Here is a 26,194-nt window from a genome sequence, read left to right on the forward strand (position 1 = left end):
TTCATAGGCCCTTGTGGGCAGACTGTAAACCATGGTTTGCACCATGAAAAACGCGCCTGCGCCCAGTTGGGCAGACATACTGGGAAGCGAGGGCCGGAACATACTCGGAATTTGCCAAGTTTCAACCCTTTTGTTTAACGAATTTCAGCCCTCGTCAGAGCGCGACTCAGTCGTCCTTTTTGTCGAGTTTATCACGCAGAGCTTTCAGCGACGCGAAGGGTTTCGCATCCTCGTCGCTCATGGCCTTCTGACCCGGTTCGGTGAACTGCGTCACGCCGAGATCAGCCCCCTCGGCCCGTGGGTAATCAGGAGCTGCAAGGGCCAGTGCTTCTTCGGCCACAGTCGAGAGGATCAATTCGAGGGGGAGCGGCTCAATCGTATCGTCAGACGGCATTTCGTCTTCTCCGCCTTCATCAAACGCCTCATCAAAGTCGGAGAGGTAGCTACGTGTCACCTCGGTATCGATCCGCGTCGTCACCGGAGCAAGGGTCGCCACACACGGCTGCACGACGGTTGCGCCAAGCGTCGCTTCAAGCTGCCAATCGCGTTTGCCCACAGGCGTGAGTTTCCCTTCGAACTTCACCTTCCTCAAAGAGCTCAGGCCGAGCGCCGTTGCGATCTCTTCGCACTCCTCGCTCGTAGGTGTCATTCGGAACGGGTGGGCATGTGTTGGGGATAGCTCACGCAGCTTCAGGGATGCTCCCCAATTCGTGAGGCCGTCATGTCCCATGGTCGATGTCTCCTTGATCCTCCGGCTTGATCGTCCGGCACTGTTTCTATAAGCCGATTACGAGGCGCAGACGCACAAGGCAAGGGGGGCGAATGTCCGACCGACTTTTCCCGCAATTTTTTGGGACCTGGACAGGTCTTATCCTGAAGGGAGTATTGGCTCTTCTTCTGATGGTCTCACTTTCCGCGTGCGTCGCGCAATACCGCAATCACGGCTATGTTCCCTCTGATGACGAACTGGCGCAGGTGATTGTCGGCGTCGATACCAAAGACACCGTTGCGGATGTCATTGGTGCGCCGGGCGCAGAGGGCCTCCTCGAATCAAGCGGTTGGTATTACGTACGGTCCCGTTTCAAGCATTACGGAGCATTCGAACCGGCCGAAGTCGATCGTGAGGTCGTGGCGGTCTCTTTTGATTCTCAGGGGCGCGTGAGCAATATCGAGCGTTTCGGTCTCGAGGCCGGACGAGTGGTCGCTCTCGACCGTCGGGTGACGGAGGCCAATGTTCAGGGGGTCACCTTCCTTCAGCAGCTCTTTGGAAACCTTGGTCGCGTGTCGCCTGAGACGCTTCTGCAGTAACGCTGCTTTGCCTGAAAGATAAAAAAGCCGCCCTCCGAGGCGGCTTTTTCTTGTTCGCAACTTGCTGCCTTATTCGTCCGGCACGAACCGTATGGAGACGCCGTTGATGCAATAGCGCATCCCTGTGGTTTCGCGCGGGCCGTCGGGGAAGACGTGCCCGAGGTGCGCGCCACAATCGTCGCAGTGTACTTCGACGCGCCGCATGCCGTGCGTGAGGTCGAGCGTCTCGGCGACTGGCGCGCCGTCTTTTACCGCGTCAAACGATGGCCAGCCGCAGTGCGATTCGAACTTGTTCTCCTGCGCGAACAGCTCTGCACCGCAACAAGCGCAGGCAAAGCGCCCCGGGGTTTTCGGGAAACCCGGATGGGAGAAGGGCCGTTCTGTGCCGGCCTCACGGGTGACACGGTAGGTTTCGGGATCCAGTTCGGCCCGCCATTCCGCGTCGCTCTTTTCAATTTTAGGCATGTGCGTGTCTTTCTTTGATCTGCTTCTAAGATAAGGATGCGCGCGAAATCGACAAGCGTGTGAAAGCGGTCCCGATTTTCAAGAATCTGTCATATCTTGCGGGCAGAAGAGGACGTGCCCATTTAGGTTACGTGCATCAAAGGACTTGCGTGATGTTGACCCTGCTCAAAGGCCGCTATAGCGCCCGCTTCGCCGAGACAGCGGCGGATTTGGATGCGGCGCAACGGCTTCGGTATCTCACCTTCGTTGCCGACACGGGGGCTGAACCGCGTGTGGACGGCCGTGATGTCGATGCCTTTGATCCCCAATGCCGCCATGTCCTCATTGAAGAACGCAAGACCGGCCGCCTCGTTTGTACCTACCGCTTTCTTGATCTGGAAGCGGGCCGCGACATCACACGCAGCTATTCTGCGCAGTTTTACGGGCTTGAGGCGCTCGCGGATTATGAGGGTCGGATGCTCGAAATGGGCCGGTTCTGCGTGCATCCGGAGCTGAAAGACCCGGATGTCCTGCGCGTCGCGTGGGGGGTGATGACGCGCTACGTCGATGACAATGACGTTGCTCTACTGTTCGGATGTTCCTCTTTTCACGGAACGGAATGGCAGGACCACGCAGACGCTCTGGCAATGCTCAAACACCGCCACATCGGGCCGAAACGCTTTCTGCCGAAGGTCAAAGCCCCGAACGTCTTTAAATACGCCGCGCGACTCCGTCGGAAACCGGATGCCAAACGTGCGATGCTGAAAATGCCGCCGCTTCTGCGCACCTATCTGATGATGGGCGGCTGGGTGTCCGATCACGCCGTCGTCGATCCGGATTTGAACACGATGCATGTCTTTACAGGCGTCGAAATTAAATCCATTCCGCCAGCACGGAAAAAGCTTTTGCGCGCGGTTGCAGGGTAGGGTGACGCGCCGCGTCATATTGACCTTTCCCTCTGCCGCGAGTAGCGGAGTGGCATGGCACGCGCACCCGTATTACAGCTCACCGATATTTCGCTCACCTTTGGTGGAGACCCCGTCTTTGACGGGCTGTCCCTCGTTGTCCAGGAGGGCGACCGTGTCGCGCTCGTAGGCCGCAACGGCTCCGGCAAATCGACCCTGATGAAAGTTATGGCCGGTCTGGTCGAACAAGACCACGGGAGCCGCGTCCTCGGTCCTGGCATCACCGTCGGCTATATGGAGCAAGAGCCGGACATGTCCGGCTTTGCGACCTTAGGTGAATTTGCGGCGTCCGAACTCGACGCGGCCGAGAGCTACAAGGTCGACATGGTGGCCGAAGGTCTGAAGTTCGATCCCATGAGCCCGGTGGAGACCGCCTCGGGTGGTGAGCGCCGTCGCGCGGCGCTGGCAAAACTCCTGGCCGAGGCGCCGTCCCTGATGCTCTTGGACGAACCGACCAACCACCTCGATATCGAGGCCATTGCGTGGCTCGAAGAAGAACTGCGCACAACCAAAGCGGCCTATGTGATCATTTCGCACGACCGTGCTTTCCTCAATCATTTGACCCGTGCGACGCTCTGGATCGACCGTGGCGAAGTGCGGCGGCAGGAACAGGGGTTTGCCGATTTTGAGGCGTGGCGCGACAAGATCTGGGAAGAAGAAGACCAGCAGCGCCACAAGCTCAATCGCAAGATCAAGGCGGAGGCCCGTTGGGCTGTCGAAGGCATCTCTGCGCGTCGCAAACGCAACATGGGCCGCGTCCGTGCGCTACAGGACTTGCGTGCAGAGCGGGCGAGCCAGATTCGTCGCCAAGGTACGGCGGCAATGGAACTCGAAGTCGCGGAGAAGAGCGGCAAGCGGGTTGTCGAGGCGGAAGGCATTGGCAAGTCCTTTGGCGACCGGACCATTCTCAAGAATTTCTCGATCAAGATCGGTCGCGGCGACCGTGTGGCCTTTGTCGGGCCGAACGGGGCAGGGAAGACGACCCTGCTCAATATGCTCACGGGGGAGTTGGAGCCTGACGAGGGCACGATCCGTCTTGGCACCAAACTCGAAATGGCCGTGTTCGACCAGACGCGGAGCAACATTCGCGAGGATCTGAACCTCTGGGAGGCGATGACCTCTGACAAGGACATGCGTGTCTCCGGCAAGGCCGACCAGATCATGGTGCGCGGCACCCCCAAGCACGTCGTCGGTTACCTCAAAGAATTCCTGTTCAACGACGCGCAGGCCCGCGCCCCCGTCGCCTCGCTTTCGGGCGGTGAAAAGGCGCGTCTACTTCTCGCGAAGATCATGGCGAAACCGTCGAACGTTCTCGTGCTCGACGAACCGACCAACGACCTCGACATTGAGACGCTCGATCTCTTGCAGGAAATTCTGACCGATTTTGAGGGCACCGTTTTGCTCGTGTCGCACGACCGTGACTTCATTGACCGTGTGGCGACGCAGACCGTGGCCATGACTGGGGATGGCACAGCGACGGTCTATGCGGGCGGGTGGTCCGATTACCTCGATCAGCGTGGAGACGCGACTTTCTCGACGGAGAGGAGTGCCCCGAAGCCGGTGAAGGGAAGCAAGACAGCCGCGAAGCCAGCTGAAAAAGCACCGGAACCAAAAGCGCCGACCGCCAAGAAATCCGGCCTGTCCTTCACGGAAAAGCATCGTCTCGAAGCACTGCCGGCAGAGATCGAACGTCTTGAGGCCGAGATCGCAAAACTTGGTGAGCTTCTGGCCGATCCGGAGCTCTTTACCCGCGAGCCGGTGAAGTTCAGCAAGGCGACCGAAATGCTGACGGAACGGCAAACCGCCTTGGATGCTGCCGAGGAAGAGTGGCTTATGCTCGAGGAAAAGAATTCCGCCCCCTGAAGCTGGAATTCTTTGTTTTAGGCTAATTTCTGCCTGTTTTCCTTTGGGGCTCGGCGCCTTTTGACCGATTTTCTGGGCCTCACAAAAGGCTCACGCGGGCGTGACTGCTGCACCCCTGTTAATTTGAAACGTTTCGCCCATCTTCTGCGTTGAGATGTCGATGAAAGGCATCACCTCGAAACGAGGCAGACTAAGGAGAAAAAAGATGAAACGTATTGCAACTTCCGTTCTTGCACTTGGCGCTTTGGCAGTAGCGACCCCCGTGCTCGCTGGTGGTATGTCCGAGCCAATGCCGGAACCTGTTATCACCACGCCGGTTGCAGTGGCACCTGTCGGCGCTGATTGGACCGGCGCATATGTTGGTGGCACGCTCGGCTACGGCTGGGGTGACGACGTCATGGATGGTGGCGACGACATGACCTATGGTGTGTTCGGCGGTTACGACTATGATTTTGGTGACTTCGTGCTGGGTGGCGAGCTTGAATACCTCGGTTCCGACATGGAAACCGCTGGTGGTGACACGCTCGACGACCTGACCCGCCTCAAACTTCGCGCAGGTTACGACCTCGGTCAGACCCTTGTCTACGGTGTGGTCGGTGCAGCCTATGGTAACGCCGACATCGGTGGCACCTCTTACTCTGACACTGGCGTCGTCTACGGTATCGGTATGGACTACGCAGTGACTGACAACGTGAATGTCGGTGCAGAGCTGCTCCAGAACGACTTCAGCGAGTTCGACAACAGCGGGTCCGACTTGTCTGCTACGACGCTCGGCGCGCGCGTGAGCTTCCGCTTCTGATCAGTTGACCCGATTTCGGGTCTGACGAACCGGTCATGAGTCGCGGGGACCGCTTCTGACCCTTCCGGTTTGTTTCACAGGTCCCCGTGGGATGGAGCTTCCATCCCGTTCTCCCCTCACTGGTGCCCCGGTGGGGGGAGTTTTCTTTGATCGGTTTCATCGACACATTCCGCAGCGGCCCGATTGTCATTCGCGATTGCAACGCTACTATGCCGGTAAGACCCGCGCCGCGGAGTGCGGAAATTCCTCATCGAAAAGGCAGTTGAGATGGCGCTCGAAGATGCAAAAACACAGGTGGATCTGGCATTTACGGGCTCAGGCCGCGGCTTGGCCTTTGAGAATGCCTTTGGCGGCGCTCTCTCTGCGTTCCGGCGTCGATACACAAAGGATCTGACGGGTGTTGATCTGGCCATCACGGGGGTTCCGTTCGATCAGGCTGTCACAAACCGCCCGGGCACGCGCCTCGGGCCGCGCGCCATTCGCGAGGCCTCGGCGCTTCAACCTTTCGATGCGCCCTATGGGTGGGATTACTCTCCGCTCGACGAAATGACCGTCGTCGATTACGGCGATCTGCCGTTCGACTACGCGAAGACGTCGGAGTTCCCGAAGGCGCTCACAGATCATATCGCGACCATTCTGGACGCTGGGGCAGGGACCATCACCCTAGGGGGCGACCACTATATTTCGTTCCCGATTCTGCGTGCTCATGCGGAGAAATTTGGCCCTCTGAGCCTCATCCATTTTGACGCTCATTCGGACACTTGGGCCGACGATGATCTTGAGAGGATTGACCACGGGACCATGTTTTACAAGGCCGTGAAGCTCGGCCTCATCGACCCGAAAACGTCGGTTCAGATCGGCATTCGGACCGACAACCCTGACACGATGGGCGTGAACATCATCGATGCCCGCACCGTGCATGAACGCGGCGCAGCGTGGGTCGCCTCTGAGGTCAAACGCATCGTCGGGGACCGTGCCTGTTATCTGACCTTCGACATTGATTGCCTCGATCCTGCCTTCGCGCCAGGGACCGGAACGCCCGTCTGGGGCGGGTTGGCGAGCTGGCAAGCGAGCGCTATTCTGCGTGATCTCGCCGGTGTTCATCTCACAGGTGGCGATGTGGTCGAAGTCTCTCCCCCCTATGACACCACGGGCGCAACAGCCGTGGCGGGCGCACATGTCGCGATGGAACTCATGTGCCTCTACGGATGGACGCGGCGGGCAGCATGACGTTGAAAATAATTCTCTTCCTTCTGATCGCTGCGGTCGCGCTTCTTCAGCTTTTCGTGCGCCTCGCGCCGACAGTTCCGACACGGTGGCACGTTGACCCGTTTGCAGCGGCCGAGCCGGGAACGAACGGCGTGAAACGCGTGTTGAGTGTGCCGCTTGAACCTGACGAAGTCCTGACGCGTTTGGCCGCGATTGCGGAGACTGAGCCCCGCACGCGCCATGTCGTGGGAGGCGTGGAGGATGGGCGTTTGACCTACCGGACGCGCACTGCATTTTGGGGCTTCCCCGATTTCACGACCATCGGTGCGAGGGCAACGGAGGACGGCGCAGAGGTGGTGATTTTGGCGCGCGCGCGGTTCGGTCAATCCGATTTCGGCGTCAATGCGGGCCGCGCTGATGCATGGATTGCAGCAGCCGGACTGTAACGCAAGGCTTGACCCTTCGTCAGTTCACGGGCAACAGATCAGCCCATGATACCTCAAGACCGCCTTCATCAGATTCTCCAGCGTTTCGAATTCCTTGAAGCCTCCATGGCTCAGGGCACGGGCGACATTGTCGCGCTCGGGCGCGAATATGCCGAGTTGAAACCCGTCGTAGAACAAATTCGGGCCTATCAGACCCTCGTCGAGGACATTTCCGAGGCAGAAGCCATGATGGCCGATCCGGAGATGAAAGCACTTGCCGAGGAGGAGCTGCCGGAACTGAAGGCCAAGCTGCCCGCAGCGGAAGAGGCGCTCCAGATTGCGCTCTTGCCAAAGGACGCGGCGGATACGGGGTCGGCGATCGTCGAAATCCGTCCCGGGACGGGCGGGGACGAAGCGTCCCTGTTCGCGGGCGATTTGCTCCGGATGTATCAAAAGTTTGCCGAGGCCAAGGGCTGGGGGTTCGAGATTATCGAACTCGCCGAGACAGAACTCGGAGGCATCAAAGAGGTTGTGGCGAACATCAAAGGCGATGGCGTTTTCGCCCGCATGAAGTTCGAAAGCGGCGTGCACCGCGTGCAGCGGGTGCCGGAAACGGAGTCGGGTGGCCGTATTCATACCTCCGCCGCCACCGTCGCGGTCCTTCCAGAGGCGCAGGACGTCGATATTGAGATCAACGCAAACGACATCCGAATCGACACCATGCGCAGTTCTGGCGCGGGTGGTCAGCACGTGAATACGACGGACTCTGCGGTGCGTATCACCCATATCCCGACGGGCATCGTGGTGACGTCGTCGGAGAAATCGCAGCACCGGAACCGCGAGATCGCGATGAACGTGCTCAAGGCGCGGCTCTATGATGCGGAACGCCAGAAACTCCATGACGAACGCTCCTCCGAGCGGAAGTTGCAGGTGGGCTCTGGCGACCGCTCTGAACGCATCCGCACCTACAATTTCCCGCAGGGGCGTATGACGGATCACCGGATCAACCTGACGCTCTACAAGCTCGACCAGATCATGAACGGCGATCTGGACGAGGTGATCGACGCTCTTATCTCCGATTATCAGTCGAGCCTGCTCGCGGAGATGGAAGGATGACGGTTCAGGCGGCGTTGATTGCGGGGACCAAGGTTCTGGCGGAGGCCGGGATTGACGGCGCTCCACGAGATGCCCGCCTGCTCATGGCGCATGTTTTTGGGATAGAGCCGGGGCGATTGACGCTCGTGATGCCTGATCCGATCTCGGTCGAGAACGTTGGGGCCTTCAACGACGCAATTGCCCGCCGCGCTACGCGGGAACCGGTTTCGCATATTTTGGGCTTTCGCGAGTTCTACGGACGGCGTTTCAAAGTGACCGGCGACGTGCTCGACCCAAGGCCTGAGACCGAGATACTCATCTCAGAGGCTTTAGAACGTCCCTTTAGATCAGTGCTCGACCTCGGAACGGGATCTGGCGCCATTCTTGTGACGCTCCTCGCAGAGCAAGCACTCGCGAAGGGTATGGGCACCGATATTTCCGAAGCAGCGCTCGCCGTTGCTCGGGAGAACGCGGATGCGCTCGGGGTAGGGCCGCGGGCGCGCTTCGTGCCGTCAGACTGGTGGAACGCGATCGAAGGAGAGTTTGACCTGATCGTCTCAAACCCGCCCTATATCGCTCTCTCTGAAATGCCTGATCTCACGCCGGAACTCGGGTATGAGCCGCGCATGGCGCTCACCGATGAGGCGGATGGGTTGACGGCCTATCGTGCGATCGCGGAGAAGGCGCGGCATTTTCTCGCACCGCGTGGACGCCTCATTGTGGAGATCGGCCCGACCCAAGGGGCCGCTGTCGCCGATCTGTTCCTTGAGCAGGGATTGAAAGGGGTGCGTGTCATTTCGGACCTTGATGGGCGTGACCGTGTGGTACGCGCGCAGGTGCCGAATGCGCATCCGAGAAACGACGGGAAATAGGCGTTTTTGCGCGAATTTGCCACCTCTCTGGCGCGATATCGCCACGTTTTACCGGATTTATTTAAAGATACGCAGTTTCGCGAACCCCTGTTGCAAAAACCACTTGTAAACCTCTGCGTGACATGATTACTGGAATAAGCGTCACGCGGATGTTGCCTCCCGGACGCGGTTACCCTGAACAGCATTGATGTTTGGTGCACCCTCGAAGAGGGAGCGCGAGGGCGACACAAGCTAAGTCAAAAAGCCGGTCCAAGAATCTGGCAAGGGCTCTAAGAAAACGCTCGAACACTGGATCGAGAGAACCGAGATATAGGCTCGAAAGAACATCGTATGAGATCTTCTAAAAACCGTTCGCGGTCTAAAAACAACCGCAACCGTTCCGTTGGAAATATCGTGAACCGTGTCTTTGACAGCTCCGGTCCAGAGGGAAAGGTGCGCGGCACGCCGCAGCAAATTATTGAGAAATATAATCAGCTTGCGCGCGATGCCCAGCTGTCCAACGACCGCGTTGCGGCCGAAAACTTCCAACAGCACGCCGAACATTATCTGCGTCTTCTTGGTCAGGCTCAGAAAGAGCAAGAGGCCCAGCGTGAGCAGCAGGAGCGCGAGCAGCAGGAACGCCGCGAGCGTCAGGAAGCAGAGCGTGCAGAGCGCCAGCGCAAGCGGGAAGAGCAGCAATCCAATGCTGCGGCAGGTGAAGGGGATCAGCCGGATCTCGTGTTTGTTGAGGCCAAGGAAGACAGCGGTCTCGTAGAAACACCGGAAGATCAAGCGCCCGCGAAAAAGCCGCGCGCCCCGCGCAAGCCGCGTAAAACCAAAGCGCAGCGAGACGCGGAAACCTCTGAAAATTCAGAAGGCGGCGAGAGCCCGGCAGTAGAGGCTGACGCGCCCGTCGAAAAGAAACCGACGCGCCGCAAGCCGAAGGCAAAAGCTGCGGACGCAGACGACGCATCGGCAGCCGACGGCGAATCCGCCAATGACGGTGCAGAGGCCGTTGCAGAGTAATAACTGCTCGAACTCAGACGTTTTGAAAGCCCTGCATTTCGCGGGGCTTTTTTATGTCTGACGTTCAGGTGAGAGGCTGTTTGAGGTCATTGGTGTGCCGTTGAGGGCGGGCACTAACTCTGTGGGTTATTGTCCGATTTCAAATGATTCGATCAACTCGGCCCGATGTACGACATGGACTTTGTTTCCAAAGGGATCGCGAAGATAGGCGCCGTAATACTCCGGAGCGTAATGCGGGCGCAGGCCGGGCGCGCCTTCACATGTGCCACCTGTTTTCAGGCCGGCTGCATATGCTGCATCGACTGCGGCTCGCGACGGGGCAACGAAGGCGAGCATGGCGCCATTTCCGCCGCAGGCGCGTTTTCCGTCAAACGGTTTATAGACGTAGAAGCGCGGGTATGGTGCCTCGGGCCGGACCCAACAGCGCGCCTCCGGACCTCCGTCCGGTTCGACTTGGCGTCGATGGAGACCGAGAGGCAGCAGAACAGCGTCAAAAAAGCGTTCGGCAACGTCCAGATCATCCGCGCCAAGTGTCACGTGAGAAAACATTCTCAGCCTTTCGCGATTTCACGGGCGAGGGCGCACCATGCCTCGATCTCGACCTGTTCTGCGCGATCTGTCGGTTTGATACCCGCAGCGGTGAGACGGTCCTCGATATCAGGAGCGACGCCTTTTAGAGAGGCGCGGAGCATCTTGCGACGCTGATTGAAACCGGCCGCTACGATCCGTTCGAGCGTCTTGGCATCCGCCTCAAACCGCGGTGCGGGCAGGGCTTCTAGATGCACAACAGCAGAATGGATTTTCGGCGGCGGGCTAAAGGCCTCCGGTGGCAGTTCCATGACGATGCGGGGCGTCGTGCGCCATTGGCTCAGGATCGCGAGACGACCGAACTTCTTGCTCCCAGGCTGGGCGACAATGCGTTCGGCGACCTCCTTCTGGAACATCAGGGTGAGTGAACTCCAGTAGGGCGGCCATGTTGGTGGGGTGAGCCAACGAACCAATAGCTCCGTGCCCACGTTATAGGGCAGGTTCGCGACGACACGCACAGGCGGGGTGAGGCGCTCCAACGGGTCAATTTCGAGCGCGTCTGCGTTGATAACTTCGAGGCGGCCGGGATAGGCGGCCGAGATCTCTGAGAGCGGCCCCATCGCGCGGCTGTCTTTTTCAACCGCAAGAACCTTGCGCGCACCTTCAGCCAAAAGACCACGGGTCAAACCGCCGGGGCCCGGGCCAACCTCCAAGACATCGCATTTTGACAGATCGCCCGCCTGACGCGCGATTTTTGATGTCAGATTGAGATCGAGGAGAAAGTTCTGGCCGAGAGACTTTTTGGCGACGAGGCCGTGCGCCTCAATAACCTCGCGGAGTGGCGGCAGGCCGTCGACCGCCGCCATCAGTCCAAAGCCTCCTGCGTGAATTTGTTTGTCACGCCCATTGCCATTTCTTGTGCGATCCGGAGCGCTGTAATGAGGCTCGTCGGATCTGCTACCTTTTTGCCTGCGATATCGAACGCGGTGCCATGGTCCGGCGACGTCCGGATAAAAGGAAGGCCAAGCGATACGTTCACGCCGCCGGAGAAATCAATGGTCTTGATCGGGATGAGGGCCTGATCGTGGTAGGCGCACATTGCTACGTCGTAGCCCGCACGGGCGCGGTTGTGGAACATGGTGTCGGGCGACATCGGCCCCTTCAGATCAAAGCCTTCTTTGGTCAGGCGTTCAATCAGAGGGATCATCCACTCGAGTTCCTCGGTCCCCATCGTGCCACCTTCGCCCGCATGAGGGTTCAGGCCTGCGATGGCGATGCGCGGTGCCCTCATACCCCAGTATTTTGCGAGGCCTTCAGCGGTGATCCGAATTGTTTCTTCGAGCAGTTCAGGCGTGAAGGCAGCGGGCACATCCTTGATCGGGATGTGAATTGTGACCGGCACAACGCGCAGTTTCGTGCAGGCGAGCATCATGATGACACGATCCACGCCGCCGAGGTGCGCGAGGTATTCGGTATGGCCAGGGAAAGGAAAACCTGCGCCGTCTTTTAGTACTTTTTTATGAATCGGCGCGGTGGTCAGAGCACTCGCCTCACCGCTCTGAACGAGATCAACAGCGCGTTTGATGACGTCAATCACACCCTGCGCGTTCGCGAGGTTCGGCTCACCCGGTTTTACATCGGCCGCGAAATCATGGCGCAGGACGGGTAGGGCGCCCGGTGCTATCTTTGTTGCTTCCGCAGGGGAAGAGATTTCTTCGAATAGCGCGTCCGAAGGCAAATGCCGAGGATCACCAATCCAAAAGAACGGGATTTCACCGGCCACGAGCTTTGCCGCACGGACAGCGAGCTCAGGGCCGACGCCGGCGGGTTCACCACATGTGAGAGCAATCGGGGTAGAGGTCTGTGTCATGAGTTTATGGGATCACAATGTTTGCGTCGGCACGCAGCTGCGCCACAAAGCTATCGGCAAGCGCGCCGATCCGCTGGGACTGTAGTTGCGTGCGGATCGTCTCGCGGTCGGTATCCGCTTGCGCGGCATAGGACCGGCCGCACAGCATGAGGAAGACAAGCGTCTGGTCGTCATTGCGCGTCAGAGCGGTGGAAACTTCGCCAGCGTCGAGTTTGCTCAGTTCGACGGCGATATCTGTCGGTATCTCTCCGGCAGGCACGGTGTCGATGCTGAGAACGCTTTCGGGTTGCCCTTTCGCGACGCCGTAGAGATCGTCACAGGTGTCGACATTTGCCTTGATCTCTGCGGCGCGGGTGAGGGCCTCTGTTGTCCGACCACCTTCGATTGCATAGGTCGCATATTCGATCGCATCGGCAGGCGGCGTGCGCGTATCTGTTTCCGCGAGTCCGCGAAGCTGGAAAATGCCGATAGCGTTGCCGGTGTTAAAGGTTTGCGTCACTTCACCCGGTTTGAGCCCGAGAACGGCGCTCCGCAGCGGCGGAGGAAGATCCCCGATTGCGGCCCACTCCATGCGGCCCGAACGGTCGCGCGAGGGGGCAACGGAATAATCGCGCGCGGCAGCGGCGAAGCTTGCGATCGTTGCATTTGCAGAAATCTGACGCGCGAGCGCTTCTGATTGTGCCGTCTCTTCCGGAGTTCGCGCCGGTAGAAAAATTTCGGACATGGAGACGAGCAGACCGCCGGAAGGCCCGTTGTTTTGCAGTGCGCGGTCGATCTCGTCCTCGTTGATTTGCGCCTTAACGGCAAATCGCGCGCGGGCATATTCGCGCCAGATCACACCGATCCCTACAAAGTCTCTGACGGTTTCTGCCGAGACCCCGTTCTGGGACATAAGGGTCAGAAATTGTTCCGGCTGGAGATCACCGCGGGCGGCGAATTCCGCGATGCCGCTCGCAATTTGCTCATCAGTCATCTCAAGCCCGACGCGCTCTGCGGCAGCTGCCTTAAGACGGTCGTTTATGAGTTCGTCGAGGGTGTTCTCGCGGTCCGGAGCGCCGCCCAAAATCGTGAGCAACCGCATCCTTTGTTCGAGTTCGTAGGTCGTAACGACACTGTCATTCACATAGGCGACGGGCGCAAAAAGGTTCTGCGCGACAGCAGGGGCGCCAATCGTGAAAGCGAGAGAAATCGGAGCGACAACCGCGGCGGTCAAAGTCCGAAGACGCTGAAAAAGTTTCACAGTCATACCCACTCCTTTTGTCTCGCAAGGTGCGATCAGGGTCTTTCTAAGCCGTTTCTGGACCATCGCCAAGCGGATTACTGAGGCGTGGCGGGGATTTGCGTGCCAGGGTAAAGCGCATGGGGTTCATGGATTGCGGCCCCTCGGACGGACATTTCTAAATCGCGCAGCTATTTTTCGATGCGGTCGAGCTTCCATAAGAGCCAAATCCGACCGAGAAAGAAAACCGCGTTGTGGGGTCAAGTGTGCTTGTGTCCCAAAAACGTCGCTCAATACCGAGGCTCACGCGTGCGCATTCGTTCTGATACGTCAGGGTCAAACCGGCGCGCGTTGCTTCGTCAGAGGTGAGATCAAAAAGATACTCCGTCTCCGCGCTCCAGTCGTCTGTGAGTTTGAATGTGCCATCGAAGCCTAGCTCGTTGAGAGACGATGTGCGGTCTTCGAGGGCGTCGGCGACGACATAGTTATAGGTCGTGCCAATTTCGTAGCGGGGACGGATCAGGCTCAAGCGTGTTTCCCACTTTGTAGCCTCTGCGTCGTTGGTGAGCAGTGCACGAGAATTGAGTGAGAGCCCTGAACCGAATTCGACGCCGGCGGCCAGCAGCCAATCCGACTGTGTTTCCGAAAGCCCGGATGCGTTGCTGTAGCTGCCGGTTTCTTCGAGGTACATCACCCGTCCGAGCGTGAACGCGTATTGGGCGCGCTCCCCGTAGTGAGAGAACCGAAGCCCTGCCGCGCTCGTCAGCCCGGTCTCGCGTCGGTCCGCACCAGGGAACTTTGAAAGGCTTAGCAGATTACCCTCATCGAATTCGACGAAGTTCGAGTCGTCGTTCGGGATGTCGCCTCCGGTCGTGCGGGACCAACCGACCTGCACAATCGGTTCCAGAAGTTGGGAAGCTCCGGAGGCCGTTTGGCGTTTCAACGGCCAGCCCAGCCGTGTTTCCGCCTCACCGGTCAGTCTCAGCACAGAGGAGTCGTAAGCCGCATATTGATCGATGACATAGGAGTCGGCGTAGATGGCGGCGCTTCCATCAAGGCGGAGACCGGGACCAAAAATCGTGTTGGCGTCCCAGCGGCTTTCGGCTCCGAGACGAAGGACATCATACCCGTCCGCATCCGCGTCTGACTGACGGTAGGACGTCGAGGCGGTCAGTCCGAAGGTCAGTCGACCAGGCAGGCGTTCTGGTGAGTAGAGGTGTTCGTACCTGAAATCACCCACGAACGACGGCTGTATGTCAGTGATGGTCGCGTTCGTATCGCGCAGGTTGCGCAGATAGATGAGTTCCGCGTCGAATGCTTCGTCCTCTTTGAACCGCGTCAATGTGATGGAAGAGGGCAGGTAGTCTTCCTCGAAAATTCCGTAGTCGGCCAAATAGGCAATATTGGAGGTTGCCCGAAGGTTGATCCCCAAATCGAAATCCTGCCCGACGTCCCATTGGCCCTCGGCAAAAATGTAGGCGCGGGTGCTGTCGTAGGTGTCGTCCCGACTGACGGCCCCCGTGAGCGCGATCTGCCCGTTGGTAAAGGCCTGTCGATACCGCAAGCCAAGGGTTGTTGTTTTCGATGCGATATACGGAGTGACGGTGAGGTCTTTGTCGTCGCCAAGCGTAATGAAATACGGAATCTCAATGCCGATGCCGAGGTTTGAATCCGATCTGATTGACGGGATCAGAAATCCTGTCGCACGGTCCAGCGTCGGGTCGGGGACCCGAAGTTTCGGAAGCCACAGAACCGGGACCCCAGCCACCCGGAGATGCGCATTTGTGAAGTATATCTGACGCTCGACGCTGTCATGAATAACTTCAGAGGCGCGAATTTCCCAAAGCGGCACGGGGTTGTCCGCGCAGACTTCGCAGGTCGAACTCACGGTTTTTTCGAGCCGCAGGTAGCGTCCTTCGACGAGATCGAGCCGCGCTGCTGCGAGCTGCATTTGGCGATCGATGACGAGCCGCGCAGAGGTGAGGAGTCCGTTTCGAAATTCGTCGTCAATTTCCGCCGACGAGGCGAGGATCACTGTGTTTCCTGATGCGGACGCGAGTTCCAGCGGGCCTTCGATGATCAATGCGCCCGTCGTACGATCATAGACAATCCGCGTAGCCTTGAGACGGGTCTCCCCATAGAAGACTTCGACAGAGCCTGACGCGATGAGCTGTGTGCCGTCGAATGTCACACTGTCGGCGAGGAGTGCCGTTGCCGTCTCCGTTTCCTGCGCCAATGACGGTGCGGTTCCGAGCGCGGCACAGATAACTGCACCGAAAACCAGCGTCCTGAAGGGACGGATCGTCCTGTGCGCTTTCGGGCGTGTCGTGAGAAGATGCAGCGGCTTCATTCTCCTATCCATCCTCCAAATGAAGAAGAAGGGCAAGAGCGCCGAAGATGACGGCGAGCGGTGGAGCCCAAGCCGCGAGTTGGATTGGCAAGAGCGCGTTTTGCCCCATGACGATTGCAAAGGATCGCAAGAAATAGAACCCGAACGCGAGGATCACGGCTGTCAGCACTAGCACCGATGTGCGCCCAAGACGCGTGTGACGCATTGTAAAGCCTGCGGCGATCAGAACCATTGCAACAAAAGTGAGCGGTAAAGCGAGTTCGCTCTGAAGCCACATGCGATAGGACTGCGCGGAAAAGCCCGAGTATTCGAGCTTTTCGATATAGCTGACGAGATCCCAGATGCCGATGGCTTCCGGATCGCCAAATCGGTCACGGATTTCATCGTGCGTCAGGCTGGTTGGGACCGTCAGTCTTTCATGGAATGTCGCTGCGGCCTCCGGATTTTGCGCTCCGATCAGTTGCCAGCGTTTTGCATCGGTCAGAACCCATTGAGCGGACTCGATCCTCGCACGCGCGGCTTCGATGCGATAGGTCGGGGTGCCGTCTGTCGTAAAGCCGAGCATCGTCACGTCTTCCAATTCCGAGCCGTCGAAATTGGATCGCGACGCGCGGATCACCATTTGTCCACGATCTGTGCCCTCGCGCAGCCACAGCCCTTCGGCTGAAACGGAGAAAGCTTGGCGCTCACCCTGCTGCAGAACCGTGAGGCGGTGCTCGTAACTCCGCTTGGTCGCCGCGACGAACGGGTTCAAAACGGCGACAGACAACAGGCCAAAGAGGAAGGCAACTGCAATTGGCGGGACCAAAGCGCGCATCGCGGACCGGCCCGCCGCACGGGCGACCACGAGTTCCGAAGATCGTGCGAGGTTGAGAAACATCACGAGCGTTGAAATCATCACGATGATGGGCATGAGATCGTAAAGCGTCCCAGGCACGCGCAGAAGTGACATCTGGAGAACGCCGCTTCCACCCGCATCCGTGCCGTCGAGACGTTTGATTTGTTCGACGCTCTCGATGAGGAGCGTAAGCCCACCGAACCCAGCCATCACGATGAACAGCGCGCGTAGAAACCGACCGCCAAAGTAGAGATCAAGCCGCATCCTGTCTCTCCTTCTGATCCGCAGCGTCACGCATGCCTTTCAGGCGCGGATGAGCCGTCTTCCACAAAAGTCCCCAGGCCATTGCAATCGCCAGCACCGTCGGGGCGTAGCGTAGGGGCCACTGGTCTGGCGCTTTGTTGATGATCGTATCCACTGTGTTGTCGAGCGATTTGACGATCACGAGCAGCACAACTGCCAAGAGGATTTGTTTCCAAAGCCCGAAGCGGGAAAAGCCTCCGACCAGAAGCGCAGCAAATCCGACGAGGCTTATCGCGATCCCCTGAAGGGCTCGGTTCATCCGCTCGTTCACTTCTGCGACGATGGCGCCGGAATTGGTTTGCAGCGTCTGCATCTGTGCGGGCGATGCGCGCAGGAGCTCGAAGGAAGTCGAAGAGCGCACACTCGGGTCGGGGACTGAATCCTCGTTGATGAGGTCGCTTAGGCTATAAACGAAGCTATCAAACCGCGTGACCGACAACCTGTTGCTCTCGATCTGATAGATTTGGGACATCCCGTCGAACATGAGGAGCTTCGGGCCATCCTCATCCTTCACGATGAGCGCCTCGCGGGCCATGAAACTTTGTCGCGCGCCTTCGGAGCGCGTGTTCGAGAAATAGATATTCTCTAGTTCACCGGCTGCGGTGACGGTGCGGACGTAGAATGTCACGCCTTCAATCGGGTGCACGAAGGTGCCTTCGGTGAGGAGGCGGGCCGTCACATCCTGCGCAATCTCATTGCGCCGGAGTTCGAGTTCGCGCTGCGCCATCGGAACGAGGATATGGGACAGAATCCCAACCAACAGCGCGACGAACAGGCCAAACACGATGACGGGGCGCGCAAGACGGTAGGGGGAATATCCTGCGGCCTGCACCACAACCAGTTCTGACTCCGAGGAGAGGCGGTTCGTGACATAGACTGTGGCCGCAAAGGCGGCGATCGGGAGAAGCGTGTTGAGGATCGTTGGCAGCGACAGAAGCGTGAGATGCAGGAACGTGCCCGCAGATTGCCCGTCGCCCATCAGCCAGTCGAGCAATCCGACAGCGCGGTTCACCCAAAAGACCAGAGCGAGGACCAGCGAGAAGAATCCGAACAGCATCAGCAGTTGCTGAAACATGTATTTGTCGAATCTACCCAACGCCTTGCCCTTGCCACACGGTTTCGTCGCGAACCATATCTGCCTGCGCGTCTGTGAGAAAGGCTCAATTCTCCCTTTGTCCGCGCGAGATAGAGGTGCTGTGCGGGAAAGCCTCTGGAAAGGCGGGACTTCGCTCGCTACCTATTGTTCAAACAGTTCCCGAAAAGGATTTTCCATGACCGAGCTCGCCAAACTTTCCGTCACTGACCTCGACCTTGATGCAATCGCAACGCACGAAGGCCGTGTCGTTGTTTGCATCAGCCCCGATGGCAAGTTGAACCCGGGCGCGCGCCGGATCAACCGTCTGACCAAAGGCGCACTCGCGCGGTTCGTGGAAAGCGAGGGGTTCGAACGGCTGAAGGAAGCAGACGCAAAGGACATGGCCTATCCCGCAGGCATGGCCGCTGAAGCTGTGCAGGTGGTGAAACTCTCCAATCAAGCTTCGGTTGCAGTGGCGCGCAAAGCGGGTGTTGCGATTGGTGCGGCTCTCGGTGAAGCGGGCGCGCTTGTCCTGCCAGGGAGCCTGAAACGCGTTGAAGAACTCGCGCTCGGCATGGCTCTGCGTCACTATTCCTTTACGGCACATAAGACTGCGGACGCGAAAGACTTGCCCGAGGTCGCGATTGCTGTGTCCAAGCCGGAGGCCGTCGATCTCTCTAACGTGCTCGCCCTCGCAGAAGGCGTTTTCTTCACCCGTGATCTCGTGTCCGAGCCGTCGAATGTGCTCACAACGACTGAATTCGCGAACCGCCTGAAAGACCTTGAGGCACTCGGCGTCGAGGTGGAAGTGCTTGAGGAAAACAAGCTCGAAGAGCTCGGAATGCGTACGCTTCTCGCCGTCGGGCAGGGATCCACCAGCCCGTCGAAAGTTGTTGTGATGAAATGGCTGAAAGGCGCGGATGCGACGAAAGACGCGCCGATCGCGCTCGTGGGGAAGGGCGTTGTGTTCGACACCGGCGGCATCTCCATCAAACCGGCGGCTGGCATGGAAGATATGACCATGGATATGGGCGGCGCGGGCACTGTCTCCGGCGTGATGAAATCCCTCGCTCTGCGTAATGCGTCTGCAAACGTTGTGGGCCTTGTCGGTCTCGTGGAAAACATGCCCGACGGCAATGCGACACGCCCGGGCGATGTTGTGAAGTCGATGAAGGGTGACTCCGTCGAAATCATCAACACCGATGCTGAGGGCCGTCTCGTTCTCGCCGATGTGCTCTGGTATGCGCAGGAGCGTTTCACGCCGACCGCAATGGTCGATCTCGCGACCCTCACAGGCGCCTGTATCGTGGCGCTCGGCCATGAAAACAGTGGCGTCTTTTCGAACGACGATGCGTTCTGCAATACCTTCCTCAAAGCGGCCGAGGCCGAGGGCGAAGGCGCATGGCGTCTGCCGCTCGGTCAGGGTTATGACGATATGCTGAAATCAGACGTAGCCGACATGCAGAACGTCGGTCCGCGTTGGGGTGGCGCGATTACTGCGGCTCAGTTCCTGCAGCGATTTGTCAAAGATGAGACCCCGTGGATCCACCTCGACATCGCGGGCACGGCTCTATTGAAAACGCCGGGCACCTACTCGCCGAAAGGCGCGACTGGGTGGGGTGTTCTTGCGCTCAACCGGATGATCGACGAGATGAGCAAAGAGGCCTGATCTTGGGCGCGGTTTATTTCTACCATCTGACGAGAAACCCTCTCGACGTGACGCTCGGCGTGCTCGTCGAGAAATCTCTCGCGGCCGGATGGCGGGTCGAGGTGCGCGGGCGCTCGGATGCGATGCTCCAACACCTCGACCAGGCGCTCTGGATGCGGGAGGGGTTTCTGCCGCATGGCATGGCGGGCGGGCCTCATGACGGGGCGCAGCGTGTGTTGCTCACGTCCGCGCAGGGCGGGAATGCCGCGTCCTGTGTGATGAGTGTCGGCGGCGCGGATGTGTCCGCCGAAGAGATCGCCGCGCTTGATCGCACCTGTATCCTGTTTGATGGCCACGACCATGAGGCGCTGCAACACGCGCGAAGCCAGTGGAAGGCGCTCACCGGTGCAGGCGCGGAGGCGCAGTATTGGTCCGAAGAAAGCGGGCGGTGGGAGAAGAAGGCGGAGAGCAAAAAGCCAGACGCCTGAGCGCGGCTTACCGCGTCAAGATCAACCTATCCTGTTTAATCTCAATCGACTCGTAGCGGCGCAGGTAATCCATACCGAGGAGCGAGCCGAACATGTCGCCGTCCGTGACATAGGCCTTCACGCGTTCGTCCTGAATGCCGGAGAGGGAGAGCGTGTCGATCCGAACGGGTGCGGTGCGCACGGTGCCGTTTGCGGTCTGGGCGCGGCCCGTAAAGGCAAGTTCGTCTACATTGATCCCCGCGCGTTCTGCGTCCTCTGTGGAAAGCACGACGTTCGACGCGCCCGTGTCGACGAGGAATTCGATCGGGGTGCCGTTGACCTGTGCAATCACCGAGAAATGGCCGGAGAAATCTCGTTCAACGGTGAGCACGCCGTTTCCCGCGATCTGCGTCGGGGCGAGGCGGGGGCGGACATCTTGCCACAAGCCGACCGCTGCCAACCCGCCAATAAAGATCAGTGCCCAGAGTGCGGCATGGCGCAGCATCTGACCCATGTTCCGGCGATTGGCGACGATGTAATAGAACCCCACCGCTCCGAGGAGCAGGGACAGATAGAGAATGCGGGCTGTATCCATTGAACTCATGGATTAAAGATAGGATGCCGAAGGGCGTTTGTCAGCGTGGCGATCTGTGCCTGACGGAAATGTCAGGGCCTGTTACGCGCCGAAAAACAGCGCTTTGATCCCGTCGGCTACGAATTGCACGGAAAGCGCGGCCAAGAGCATGCCCATCAGGCGTGTGACGACATTGATACCCGTTGCGCCCAAAAGCTTCTCCATCGCTGTCGACATGACGAAGAAAAACAGAACGAGACCGAGCACCGCAATCAAAACGCCGAACATCATCGCCATACCGGCAACGCCCTCGGACTGGTCGATGAGCAGGATCATCGAGGTGATTGCGCCGGGACCGGCCAGCAAAGGCGTGGCCAAAGGAAAGACCGAAGGATCTTCCACCGGTTGATGTTCCGGGTGTTCCGCATGTTCGCCGCGCCGTTTGGTGCGTTTTTCAAAGAGCATTTCGAGTGCCGTGAGAAACAGCAACAGCCCGCCCGCGATGCGAAAGGCGGGCATGGAAATGCCGACAAAGGACAGGACCTGATCGCCCACGAGACCGAAGAGCGTGAGAATGCCCAAGGCAATCAGAACCGCGCGAATGCCGATAGAGCGGCGTTGTTTGGCGGTCGCTCCCTGCGTCAGAGCCACGAACAGTGGCGCGAGGCCGATCGGATCAATGATCACAAACAGCGTCATGAACGCGGGGATGAGAACCGACCAATCCATTACGTTTGTAGCCCTTCCAGTTTCTCCAACGCGGCCATCCAAAGCCCCTCGGCGCGATCAATCGCCTCGGACACTTCGGCGTATTTCTTCTGCCAAACGACCGCGGCTTCCTTGTCTTCGTAAAGCTCGGGATTGGCGAGTTTGACCTGAAGTTTCTCGCTCATCTCAGTAAGCTTGCCGACACGTTCCTCACATTTGCGCACCTCGGCGCGCGCGGCAAGGATGTCGTCGCGGCTCGCCTTCTTTTTCGGGGCGGGTTTCGCCTTTTCCTCTTTCTTGGAGGATTTCGGCTTTTCATCACCTTGGAGCAGGAGTTTACGATAGGCGTCGAGGTCTTCCTCATATGGCGCGACCCGCCCGTCTTTGACGAGCCAGAGACGATCCGCCACGAGCGACAGCAGGTGCATGTCGTGCGAGACGAGCACCACGGCGCCAGTATAGGCGGTCAACGCCTCGACGAGCGCCTCACGGCTCTCGATATCGAGGTGGTTGGTCGGTTCGTCGAGGATGAGAAGGTGCGGCGCGTCGAGTGTTGCAAGGAGCAGCGACAGACGCGCCTTTTGACCACCGGACAGACGACCGACTTCTGTGTCGGCCTGATCCGCCCCGAGGCCAAAGCCCGCGAGTTTTGCGCGGAGTTTCGGCGGCAGGAAGTCGGGCAGGGCGCGCTGCAAATGCTGGATCGGTGTTTCGTCGAGGTGCAACTCGTCCACCTGGTGCTGCGCAAAGAAGCCGATGCGCAGTTTGTTGTGGCGCACGATCCGGCCGCCCATCGTGTCCAGACGGTCTGACAGGAGTTTGGACAGAGTGGATTTGCCCTCACCGTTGCGCCCAAGGAGCGCGATGCGGTCGTCCTGATCGATGCGCAGGTTCAGGTTCTTCAAGATCGCCTTGCCATCATAGCCGACGGCCGCGTCTTCGAGGTTGATTATCGGCGGAGAGAGTTCTTCCGGTTCCGGGAAGGAGAACACCACACGCGCCGCATCCTCGGGCGCTGTGATTTTCTCCATCTTTTCGAGCATCTTCACACGGGACTGCGCCTGTTTCGCCTTGGACGCCTTGGCTTTGAATCGGTCCACAAAGCTCTGAAGGTGCGCGCGTTGGAGATCCTGTTTCTTCGCGGCAGCGGCCTGAACCGCACGTTGGGCGGCTCGGGTTTTGGCGAAGTCGTCATAACCACCCGCGTAGAGCGTGAGCTTCTTGCTCTCCAGATGCAGGATGGAACCGACGGCGCGGTTCAGGAGCGCGCGGTCGTGCGAGATCAGGAGTACGGTGTGCGGATATTTGGCGAGATAGGTCTCTAGCCAAAGCGCGCCTTCGAGGTCTAGGTAGTTGGTCGGTTCGTCGAGGAGGAGGAAATCGGGTTGCGAGAACAGCACGCCTGCGAGCGCAACACGCATCCGCCAACCGCCGGAGAAGGCCGAACAGGGCATCGCGATCTCTTCGTCGGTGAACCCGAGACCTTTGAGAATGCTGGAGGCGCGGCCCTCGGCGCTCCATGCGTCAATGTCGGCGAGACGGGTCTGGATGTCCGCGATGCGATGCGGATCGGTTGCTGTCTCCGACTCTGCCATCAGTGCGGCGCGTTCTTTGTCCTCTGCCAGAACCGTGTCGAGCAGGGAGACCTCATTGCCGGGAACCTCCTGTGCGACGCCGCCGATGCGGGCGCGCTTCGGGATTTCGATGGAGCCACCTTCGAGGACCAATTCGCCTTTGATGATCCGGAACAGCGTGGTCTTGCCCGCACCGTTGCGGCCCACGATGCCGACCTTGTGGCCGGTGGGAATAGTGACGGTCGCGTTCTCAATGAGCGTGCGGCCTTCGACGGAATAGGTGATATCGTGGATTTTCAACATGAGGCTCACATGCATGAGGTTTCGAACAAGGTCAATCACCGCTTTTCAAACGGCTTTGCCCATGTTATCCGGCGCGCAATCTTTGGGCAGAGCCAATGGGCTTTGTCCGCTACCTTTGACACTTCGATCCAAGAGGCTTCTCCCATGGCGATCCAGCGTACTTTCTCCATCATCAAACCGGACGCAACCAAGCGCAACCTGACCGGCAAAATCGTTGCTAAATTCGAAGAAGCAGGACTTCGCGTTGTCGCTTCCAAGCGCATCCAGATGACCCTCGCTCAGGCTCAGGCGTTCTACGCTGTGCACGCCGAGCGTCCGTTCTACGATGAACTGTGCGAATTCATGATCTCCGAGCCGGTTGTTGTTCAGGTTCTCGAAGGTGAAGACGCCATCGCGAAAAACCGCGAAGTCATGGGCGCAACCAACCCGGCTGATGCGGCTGAAGGCACCATCCGTAAAGAGTTCGCTCTGTCCGTTGGTGAGAACTCCGTGCACGGTTCCGACGCTCCGGAAACTGCTGCTGAAGAGATTGCATTCTTCTTCTCCGGTCTCGAACTCGTCGGCTAAGGCCCGCGTTTCAGAGCCGCAGACATTCGAAAGGCCGCCCCTGTTGGGCGGCCTTTTTGAGTATTTGGGTCACGAAAAAGATGGTTAGCGGCTGTATTCCGGTGTGCGTGCGATGATCCAGACAGCGTGGACGATGCCGGGGATGTAGCCCAGAAGCGTCAGCAGGATGTTGAGCCAAAAGTGCTTGCCCAAGCCCACCTGGAAGAACACGCCAAGGGGCGGGAGGATGACGGCGAGGATAATGCGGATCAGGTCCATGTGTGTCTCCATGCGGTTTGTGTCGCGTTGGAGAGGTAACGGCTGAATGGCCGAAAAGTTCCGGTTTAGTCGCGTTTCAGGCCTGTTCCGATCTTGTCGAGGTCGGCCTCGATGCCGGTGATTGTGGCTGTTTTGTCCTGTCGTACGTTGGCGACGAGGGCGTCGAAACGGGTGCGGAGTTCGGTTTTTTCAGCGCCTTGGCAGTCATTCCAGGGGCGGCCCTGAAGGCCCATGACCAGCGCATAATACCCGATGAAATGCGGGCGGGTGCCGTTGCGCAAAAGGAGTGTGTAGGCGGCGTCTGCGCCGAGATCGCGGAGTTGTTCGGCGCTCTCGATACCGGCGCGTGCGAAGCTCTCGTCGGAGGCGGGGCCGAGGTTTCTGATGGACGAGACCGGTGAGGACATGGGGGCTCCGTAGGGCGCAGGTGTCGTCGAGTTTGGCCACAGATGCGGCGCGGTCAAGGGCTGTCAGAGGGGCCGATTTTGCCGGTCAGCCTCCTGTCGGATAGCTGTCGGACTTTTGTCGGACCCCTCGCGCGGTGCTTTAACGGTTTATCAGGCGGGTTTCACGACCGTGTCGATCGCATGGAGCGTCGCGAGCAGCGGCGCGAGGTCTTCGATCTTGAGCATGTTCGGACCGTCAGACGGCGCGTTGTCGGGGTCTTCGTGGGTCTCGATGAAGAGACCTGCCACACCAACGGCAACAGCAGCACGCGCGAGCACCGGCACCATAGTGCGGTCGCCGCCTGTGGAGGTGCCTTGTCCGCCCGGTTGCTGGACAGAGTGGGTCGCGTCCATGATCACCGGATAGCCAGTCTGGGCCATACGCGGCAGGCCGCGGAAATCGCTCACGAGGGTGTTGTAGCCAAAGGATGTCCCGCGTTCGCAGAGCATGATTTTATCATTGCCGGTAGAGGCGAGTTTCGCCGCGACGTTGTCCATGTCCCACGGGGCGAGGAACTGACCCTTTTTCACGTTGATCGCTTTGCCGGTCTCGCCCGCAGCCAAAAGGAGATCGGTCTGGCGGCAGAGGAAGGCCGGAATTTGCAGGATGTCGACGGCCTCAGCGGCCACGGCACATTGGGCGGCCTCGTGCACGTCGGTGATCACGGGACAGCCGAACTCCTCACGGATTTTGGAGAGGATGGTGAGGCCCTTTTCTGCACCAAGACCGCGTTTGCCCGAGAGCGAGCTGCGGTTGGCTTTGTCATAGGAGCCTTTGAACACGAACTGCGTATTGGTCGGCGCACAGGCCTCTGCAATCCTTTCCGCGAGCATGCGGGCGTGGTCGAGGCTCTCCAACTGACACGGACCGACGATCAGGCCGAAGGGCAGGGCGTTCGAGAAACGGACAGACTCAATGTCGACGGTTTTCATTTCGACGGGTGCAACTGTGGACATGGTGTTTCCTCACATGGCGACGCAGGGCATTTAGCGTGCCTCATAGATCATGAAGCGGGTGATAGAGGCAAGGGGCGGGGCATTTTGCTGCGATGCAGCAATTTTATTCCGCAAACCGAGGGTGTCTGCGCAAGTTATGATTTTACCGGCGTGGGTATGCATTTTGCGCATGTCAGGAGTTCCGATCTGTCAGTTGTGATTGGGCGCTAACAGACGCAAATAGAGGGCATCCGAAGGGGCCGAGACGGTTTGGAGAGAACCCGACCTCAGACGTACTCACAGAGAAGGAAAAGTGACATGGCCTATCAACAACAACACCTCGTCCACGGCGGCGTATTCGCAAACTTCTTTCACGGTCTGCGTTCGCGCATTGAACACCGTCTCGCACAGCGCGCTGAAACTGCACGCGTCTACCGCGAGCTGGCTTCGATGTCTGATCGTGAGCTGAAAGATATCGGCATTGCACCGGGTTCCATCGGTGACATCGCCCGCGAAGCAGGTGCTGCGATCTAAGACCGTCTGGC

The 26,194-nt window shown here is 59.0% G+C and carries 28 protein-coding genes; 13 read left to right on the top strand and 15 right to left on the bottom strand.

Going from position 1 to position 26,194, the window contains the following annotated elements; translation table 11 throughout:
• Positions 1–166 precede the first annotated feature (166 nt).
• Positions 167–649, bottom strand: coding sequence for a YceD family protein (locus LA304_RS09300; protein WP_318010685.1), 483 nt, complete (start codon positions 647–649; stop codon positions 167–169).
• 251 nt (positions 650–900) lie between these two features.
• On the opposite strand from LA304_RS09300, the gene LA304_RS09305 reads away from it, so the two are divergent.
• The gene (locus tag LA304_RS09305) at positions 901–1,308 is read left to right on the top strand and encodes an outer membrane protein assembly factor BamE (RefSeq protein WP_224503087.1); all 408 of its coding nucleotides are present in this window, start codon (positions 901–903) and stop codon (positions 1,306–1,308) included.
• A 69-nt stretch (positions 1,309–1,377) separates the two neighbouring features.
• Here LA304_RS09305 and msrB read toward each other — a convergent pair whose 3' ends face one another.
• A complete protein-coding gene (msrB, locus tag LA304_RS09310) occupies positions 1,378–1,773 on the bottom strand; it encodes a peptide-methionine (R)-S-oxide reductase MsrB (RefSeq protein ID WP_224502869.1) in 396 nt (131 codons plus the stop codon).
• 152 nt (positions 1,774–1,925) lie between these two features.
• Here msrB and LA304_RS09315 point away from each other — a divergent pair, with 152 nt between their 5' ends.
• From LA304_RS09315 to LA304_RS09350, 8 genes are all read left to right on the top strand, one after another.
• A complete protein-coding gene (locus LA304_RS09315; protein WP_224502870.1) occupies positions 1,926–2,678 on the top strand; it encodes a GNAT family N-acetyltransferase in 753 nt (250 codons plus the stop codon).
• Between the two features lie 54 nt (positions 2,679–2,732).
• Positions 2,733–4,580, top strand: a complete 1,848-nt coding sequence (locus LA304_RS09320; RefSeq protein WP_224502871.1) for an ABC-F family ATP-binding cassette domain-containing protein — start codon at positions 2,733–2,735, stop codon at positions 4,578–4,580.
• Positions 4,581–4,785: 205 nt separating this feature from the next.
• A complete protein-coding gene (locus LA304_RS09325; protein WP_224502872.1) occupies positions 4,786–5,379 on the top strand; it encodes an outer membrane protein in 594 nt (197 codons plus the stop codon).
• A gap of 267 nt (positions 5,380–5,646) precedes the next feature.
• Complete coding sequence (gene speB / locus LA304_RS09330) at positions 5,647–6,609, top strand: agmatinase (protein ID WP_224503088.1); 963 nt, start codon at positions 5,647–5,649, stop codon at positions 6,607–6,609.
• Entirely contained in the window at positions 6,606–7,034 is a 429-nt protein-coding gene (locus LA304_RS09335) for a DUF1499 domain-containing protein (RefSeq protein WP_224502873.1), read from the top strand. Before speB ends, LA304_RS09335 begins: the two co-directional genes overlap by 4 nt.
• 45 nt (positions 7,035–7,079) lie before the next feature.
• The gene (prfA, locus tag LA304_RS09340; RefSeq protein WP_224502874.1) at positions 7,080–8,129 is read left to right on the top strand and encodes a peptide chain release factor 1; all 1,050 of its coding nucleotides are present in this window, start codon (positions 7,080–7,082) and stop codon (positions 8,127–8,129) included.
• Complete coding sequence (gene prmC / locus LA304_RS09345; RefSeq protein ID WP_224502875.1) at positions 8,126–8,980, top strand: peptide chain release factor N(5)-glutamine methyltransferase; 855 nt, start codon at positions 8,126–8,128, stop codon at positions 8,978–8,980. Before prfA ends, prmC begins: the two co-directional genes overlap by 4 nt.
• A 330-nt stretch (positions 8,981–9,310) precedes the next feature.
• Complete coding sequence (locus LA304_RS09350) at positions 9,311–9,985, top strand: DUF4167 domain-containing protein (RefSeq protein WP_224502876.1); 675 nt, start codon at positions 9,311–9,313, stop codon at positions 9,983–9,985.
• A gap of 126 nt (positions 9,986–10,111) precedes the next feature.
• Here the strand turns inward: LA304_RS09350 and LA304_RS09355 are convergent, their stop codons facing one another.
• From LA304_RS09355 to LA304_RS09385, 7 genes are all read right to left on the bottom strand, one after another.
• A complete protein-coding gene (locus LA304_RS09355) occupies positions 10,112–10,534 on the bottom strand; it encodes a VOC family protein (protein WP_224502877.1) in 423 nt (140 codons plus the stop codon).
• 2 nt (positions 10,535–10,536) lie between these two features.
• Positions 10,537–11,379, bottom strand: a complete 843-nt coding sequence (gene rsmA / locus LA304_RS09360; protein WP_224502878.1) for a 16S rRNA (adenine(1518)-N(6)/adenine(1519)-N(6))-dimethyltransferase RsmA — start codon at positions 11,377–11,379, stop codon at positions 10,537–10,539.
• Positions 11,379–12,383, bottom strand: a complete 1,005-nt coding sequence (gene pdxA, locus LA304_RS09365) for a 4-hydroxythreonine-4-phosphate dehydrogenase PdxA (RefSeq protein WP_224502879.1) — start codon at positions 12,381–12,383, stop codon at positions 11,379–11,381. Before pdxA ends, rsmA begins: the two co-directional genes overlap by 1 nt.
• 4 nt (positions 12,384–12,387) lie before the next feature.
• Positions 12,388–13,629: a peptidylprolyl isomerase gene (locus LA304_RS09370; protein ID WP_224502880.1), complete on the bottom strand. Its 1,242-nt coding sequence runs from the start codon at positions 13,627–13,629 to the stop codon at positions 12,388–12,390.
• Positions 13,630–13,780: 151 nt separating this feature from the next.
• Entirely contained in the window at positions 13,781–15,952 is a 2,172-nt protein-coding gene (locus tag LA304_RS09375; protein WP_224502881.1) for an LPS-assembly protein LptD, read from the bottom strand.
• 4 nt (positions 15,953–15,956) lie between these two features.
• The gene (lptG, locus tag LA304_RS09380) at positions 15,957–17,054 is read right to left on the bottom strand and encodes an LPS export ABC transporter permease LptG (RefSeq protein ID WP_224502882.1); all 1,098 of its coding nucleotides are present in this window, start codon (positions 17,052–17,054) and stop codon (positions 15,957–15,959) included.
• Positions 17,044–18,168, bottom strand: a complete 1,125-nt coding sequence (locus LA304_RS09385) for an LptF/LptG family permease (RefSeq protein ID WP_224502883.1) — start codon at positions 18,166–18,168, stop codon at positions 17,044–17,046. The genes lptG and LA304_RS09385 overlap by 11 nt, the downstream gene beginning before the upstream one ends.
• Before the next feature lie 196 nt (positions 18,169–18,364).
• Here LA304_RS09385 and LA304_RS09390 point away from each other — a divergent pair, with 196 nt between their 5' ends.
• Together LA304_RS09390 and LA304_RS09395 are read left to right on the top strand one after the other, a co-directional pair.
• Positions 18,365–19,837, top strand: a complete 1,473-nt coding sequence (locus LA304_RS09390; RefSeq protein ID WP_224502884.1) for a leucyl aminopeptidase — start codon at positions 18,365–18,367, stop codon at positions 19,835–19,837.
• A gap of 2 nt (positions 19,838–19,839) precedes the next feature.
• Positions 19,840–20,304, top strand: a complete 465-nt coding sequence (locus LA304_RS09395; RefSeq protein WP_224502885.1) for a DNA polymerase III subunit chi — start codon at positions 19,840–19,842, stop codon at positions 20,302–20,304.
• A gap of 7 nt (positions 20,305–20,311) precedes the next feature.
• Here LA304_RS09395 and LA304_RS09400 read toward each other — a convergent pair whose 3' ends face one another.
• The 3 genes from LA304_RS09400 to LA304_RS09410 all read right to left on the bottom strand — a co-directional run bounded on the left by LA304_RS09400 (position 20,312) and on the right by LA304_RS09410 (position 23,442).
• Positions 20,312–20,887 (bottom strand): retropepsin-like aspartic protease family protein, encoded by a 576-nt coding sequence (locus LA304_RS09400; protein WP_224502886.1) that lies wholly within the window; start codon positions 20,885–20,887, stop codon positions 20,312–20,314.
• Positions 20,888–20,959: 72 nt separating this feature from the next.
• Positions 20,960–21,586 (bottom strand): MarC family protein, encoded by a 627-nt coding sequence (locus tag LA304_RS09405; protein WP_224502887.1) that lies wholly within the window; start codon positions 21,584–21,586, stop codon positions 20,960–20,962.
• Positions 21,586–23,442 (bottom strand): ABC-F family ATP-binding cassette domain-containing protein, encoded by a 1,857-nt coding sequence (locus tag LA304_RS09410; RefSeq protein WP_224503089.1) that lies wholly within the window; start codon positions 23,440–23,442, stop codon positions 21,586–21,588. Before LA304_RS09410 ends, LA304_RS09405 begins: the two co-directional genes overlap by 1 nt.
• 144 nt (positions 23,443–23,586) lie before the next feature.
• Here LA304_RS09410 and ndk point away from each other — a divergent pair, with 144 nt between their 5' ends.
• Positions 23,587–24,009, top strand: coding sequence for a nucleoside-diphosphate kinase (gene ndk / locus LA304_RS09415; RefSeq protein ID WP_224502888.1), 423 nt, complete (start codon positions 23,587–23,589; stop codon positions 24,007–24,009).
• An 84-nt stretch (positions 24,010–24,093) separates the two neighbouring features.
• Here the strand turns inward: ndk and LA304_RS09420 are convergent, their stop codons facing one another.
• The 3 genes from LA304_RS09420 to kdsA form a co-directional block, all read right to left on the bottom strand.
• A complete protein-coding gene (locus tag LA304_RS09420) occupies positions 24,094–24,267 on the bottom strand; it encodes a YqaE/Pmp3 family membrane protein (protein ID WP_224502889.1) in 174 nt (57 codons plus the stop codon).
• Between the two features lie 65 nt (positions 24,268–24,332).
• On the bottom strand, positions 24,333–24,674 hold the full coding sequence (locus LA304_RS09425; protein ID WP_224502890.1) for a TfoX/Sxy family DNA transformation protein: 342 nt from the start codon (positions 24,672–24,674) through the stop codon (positions 24,333–24,335).
• A gap of 150 nt (positions 24,675–24,824) precedes the next feature.
• A complete protein-coding gene (kdsA, locus tag LA304_RS09430; protein WP_224503090.1) occupies positions 24,825–25,646 on the bottom strand; it encodes a 3-deoxy-8-phosphooctulonate synthase in 822 nt (273 codons plus the stop codon).
• Between the two features lie 321 nt (positions 25,647–25,967).
• Between kdsA and LA304_RS09435 the strand changes: the two genes are divergently transcribed.
• On the top strand, positions 25,968–26,183 hold the full coding sequence (locus LA304_RS09435) for a DUF1127 domain-containing protein (RefSeq protein WP_224502891.1): 216 nt from the start codon (positions 25,968–25,970) through the stop codon (positions 26,181–26,183).
• Positions 26,184–26,194 lie beyond the last annotated feature (11 nt).

It is taken from the genome of Celeribacter litoreus (genome assembly GCF_020165855.1).
GTDB classification, from domain to species: domain Bacteria; phylum Pseudomonadota; class Alphaproteobacteria; order Rhodobacterales; family Rhodobacteraceae; genus Celeribacter; species Celeribacter litoreus.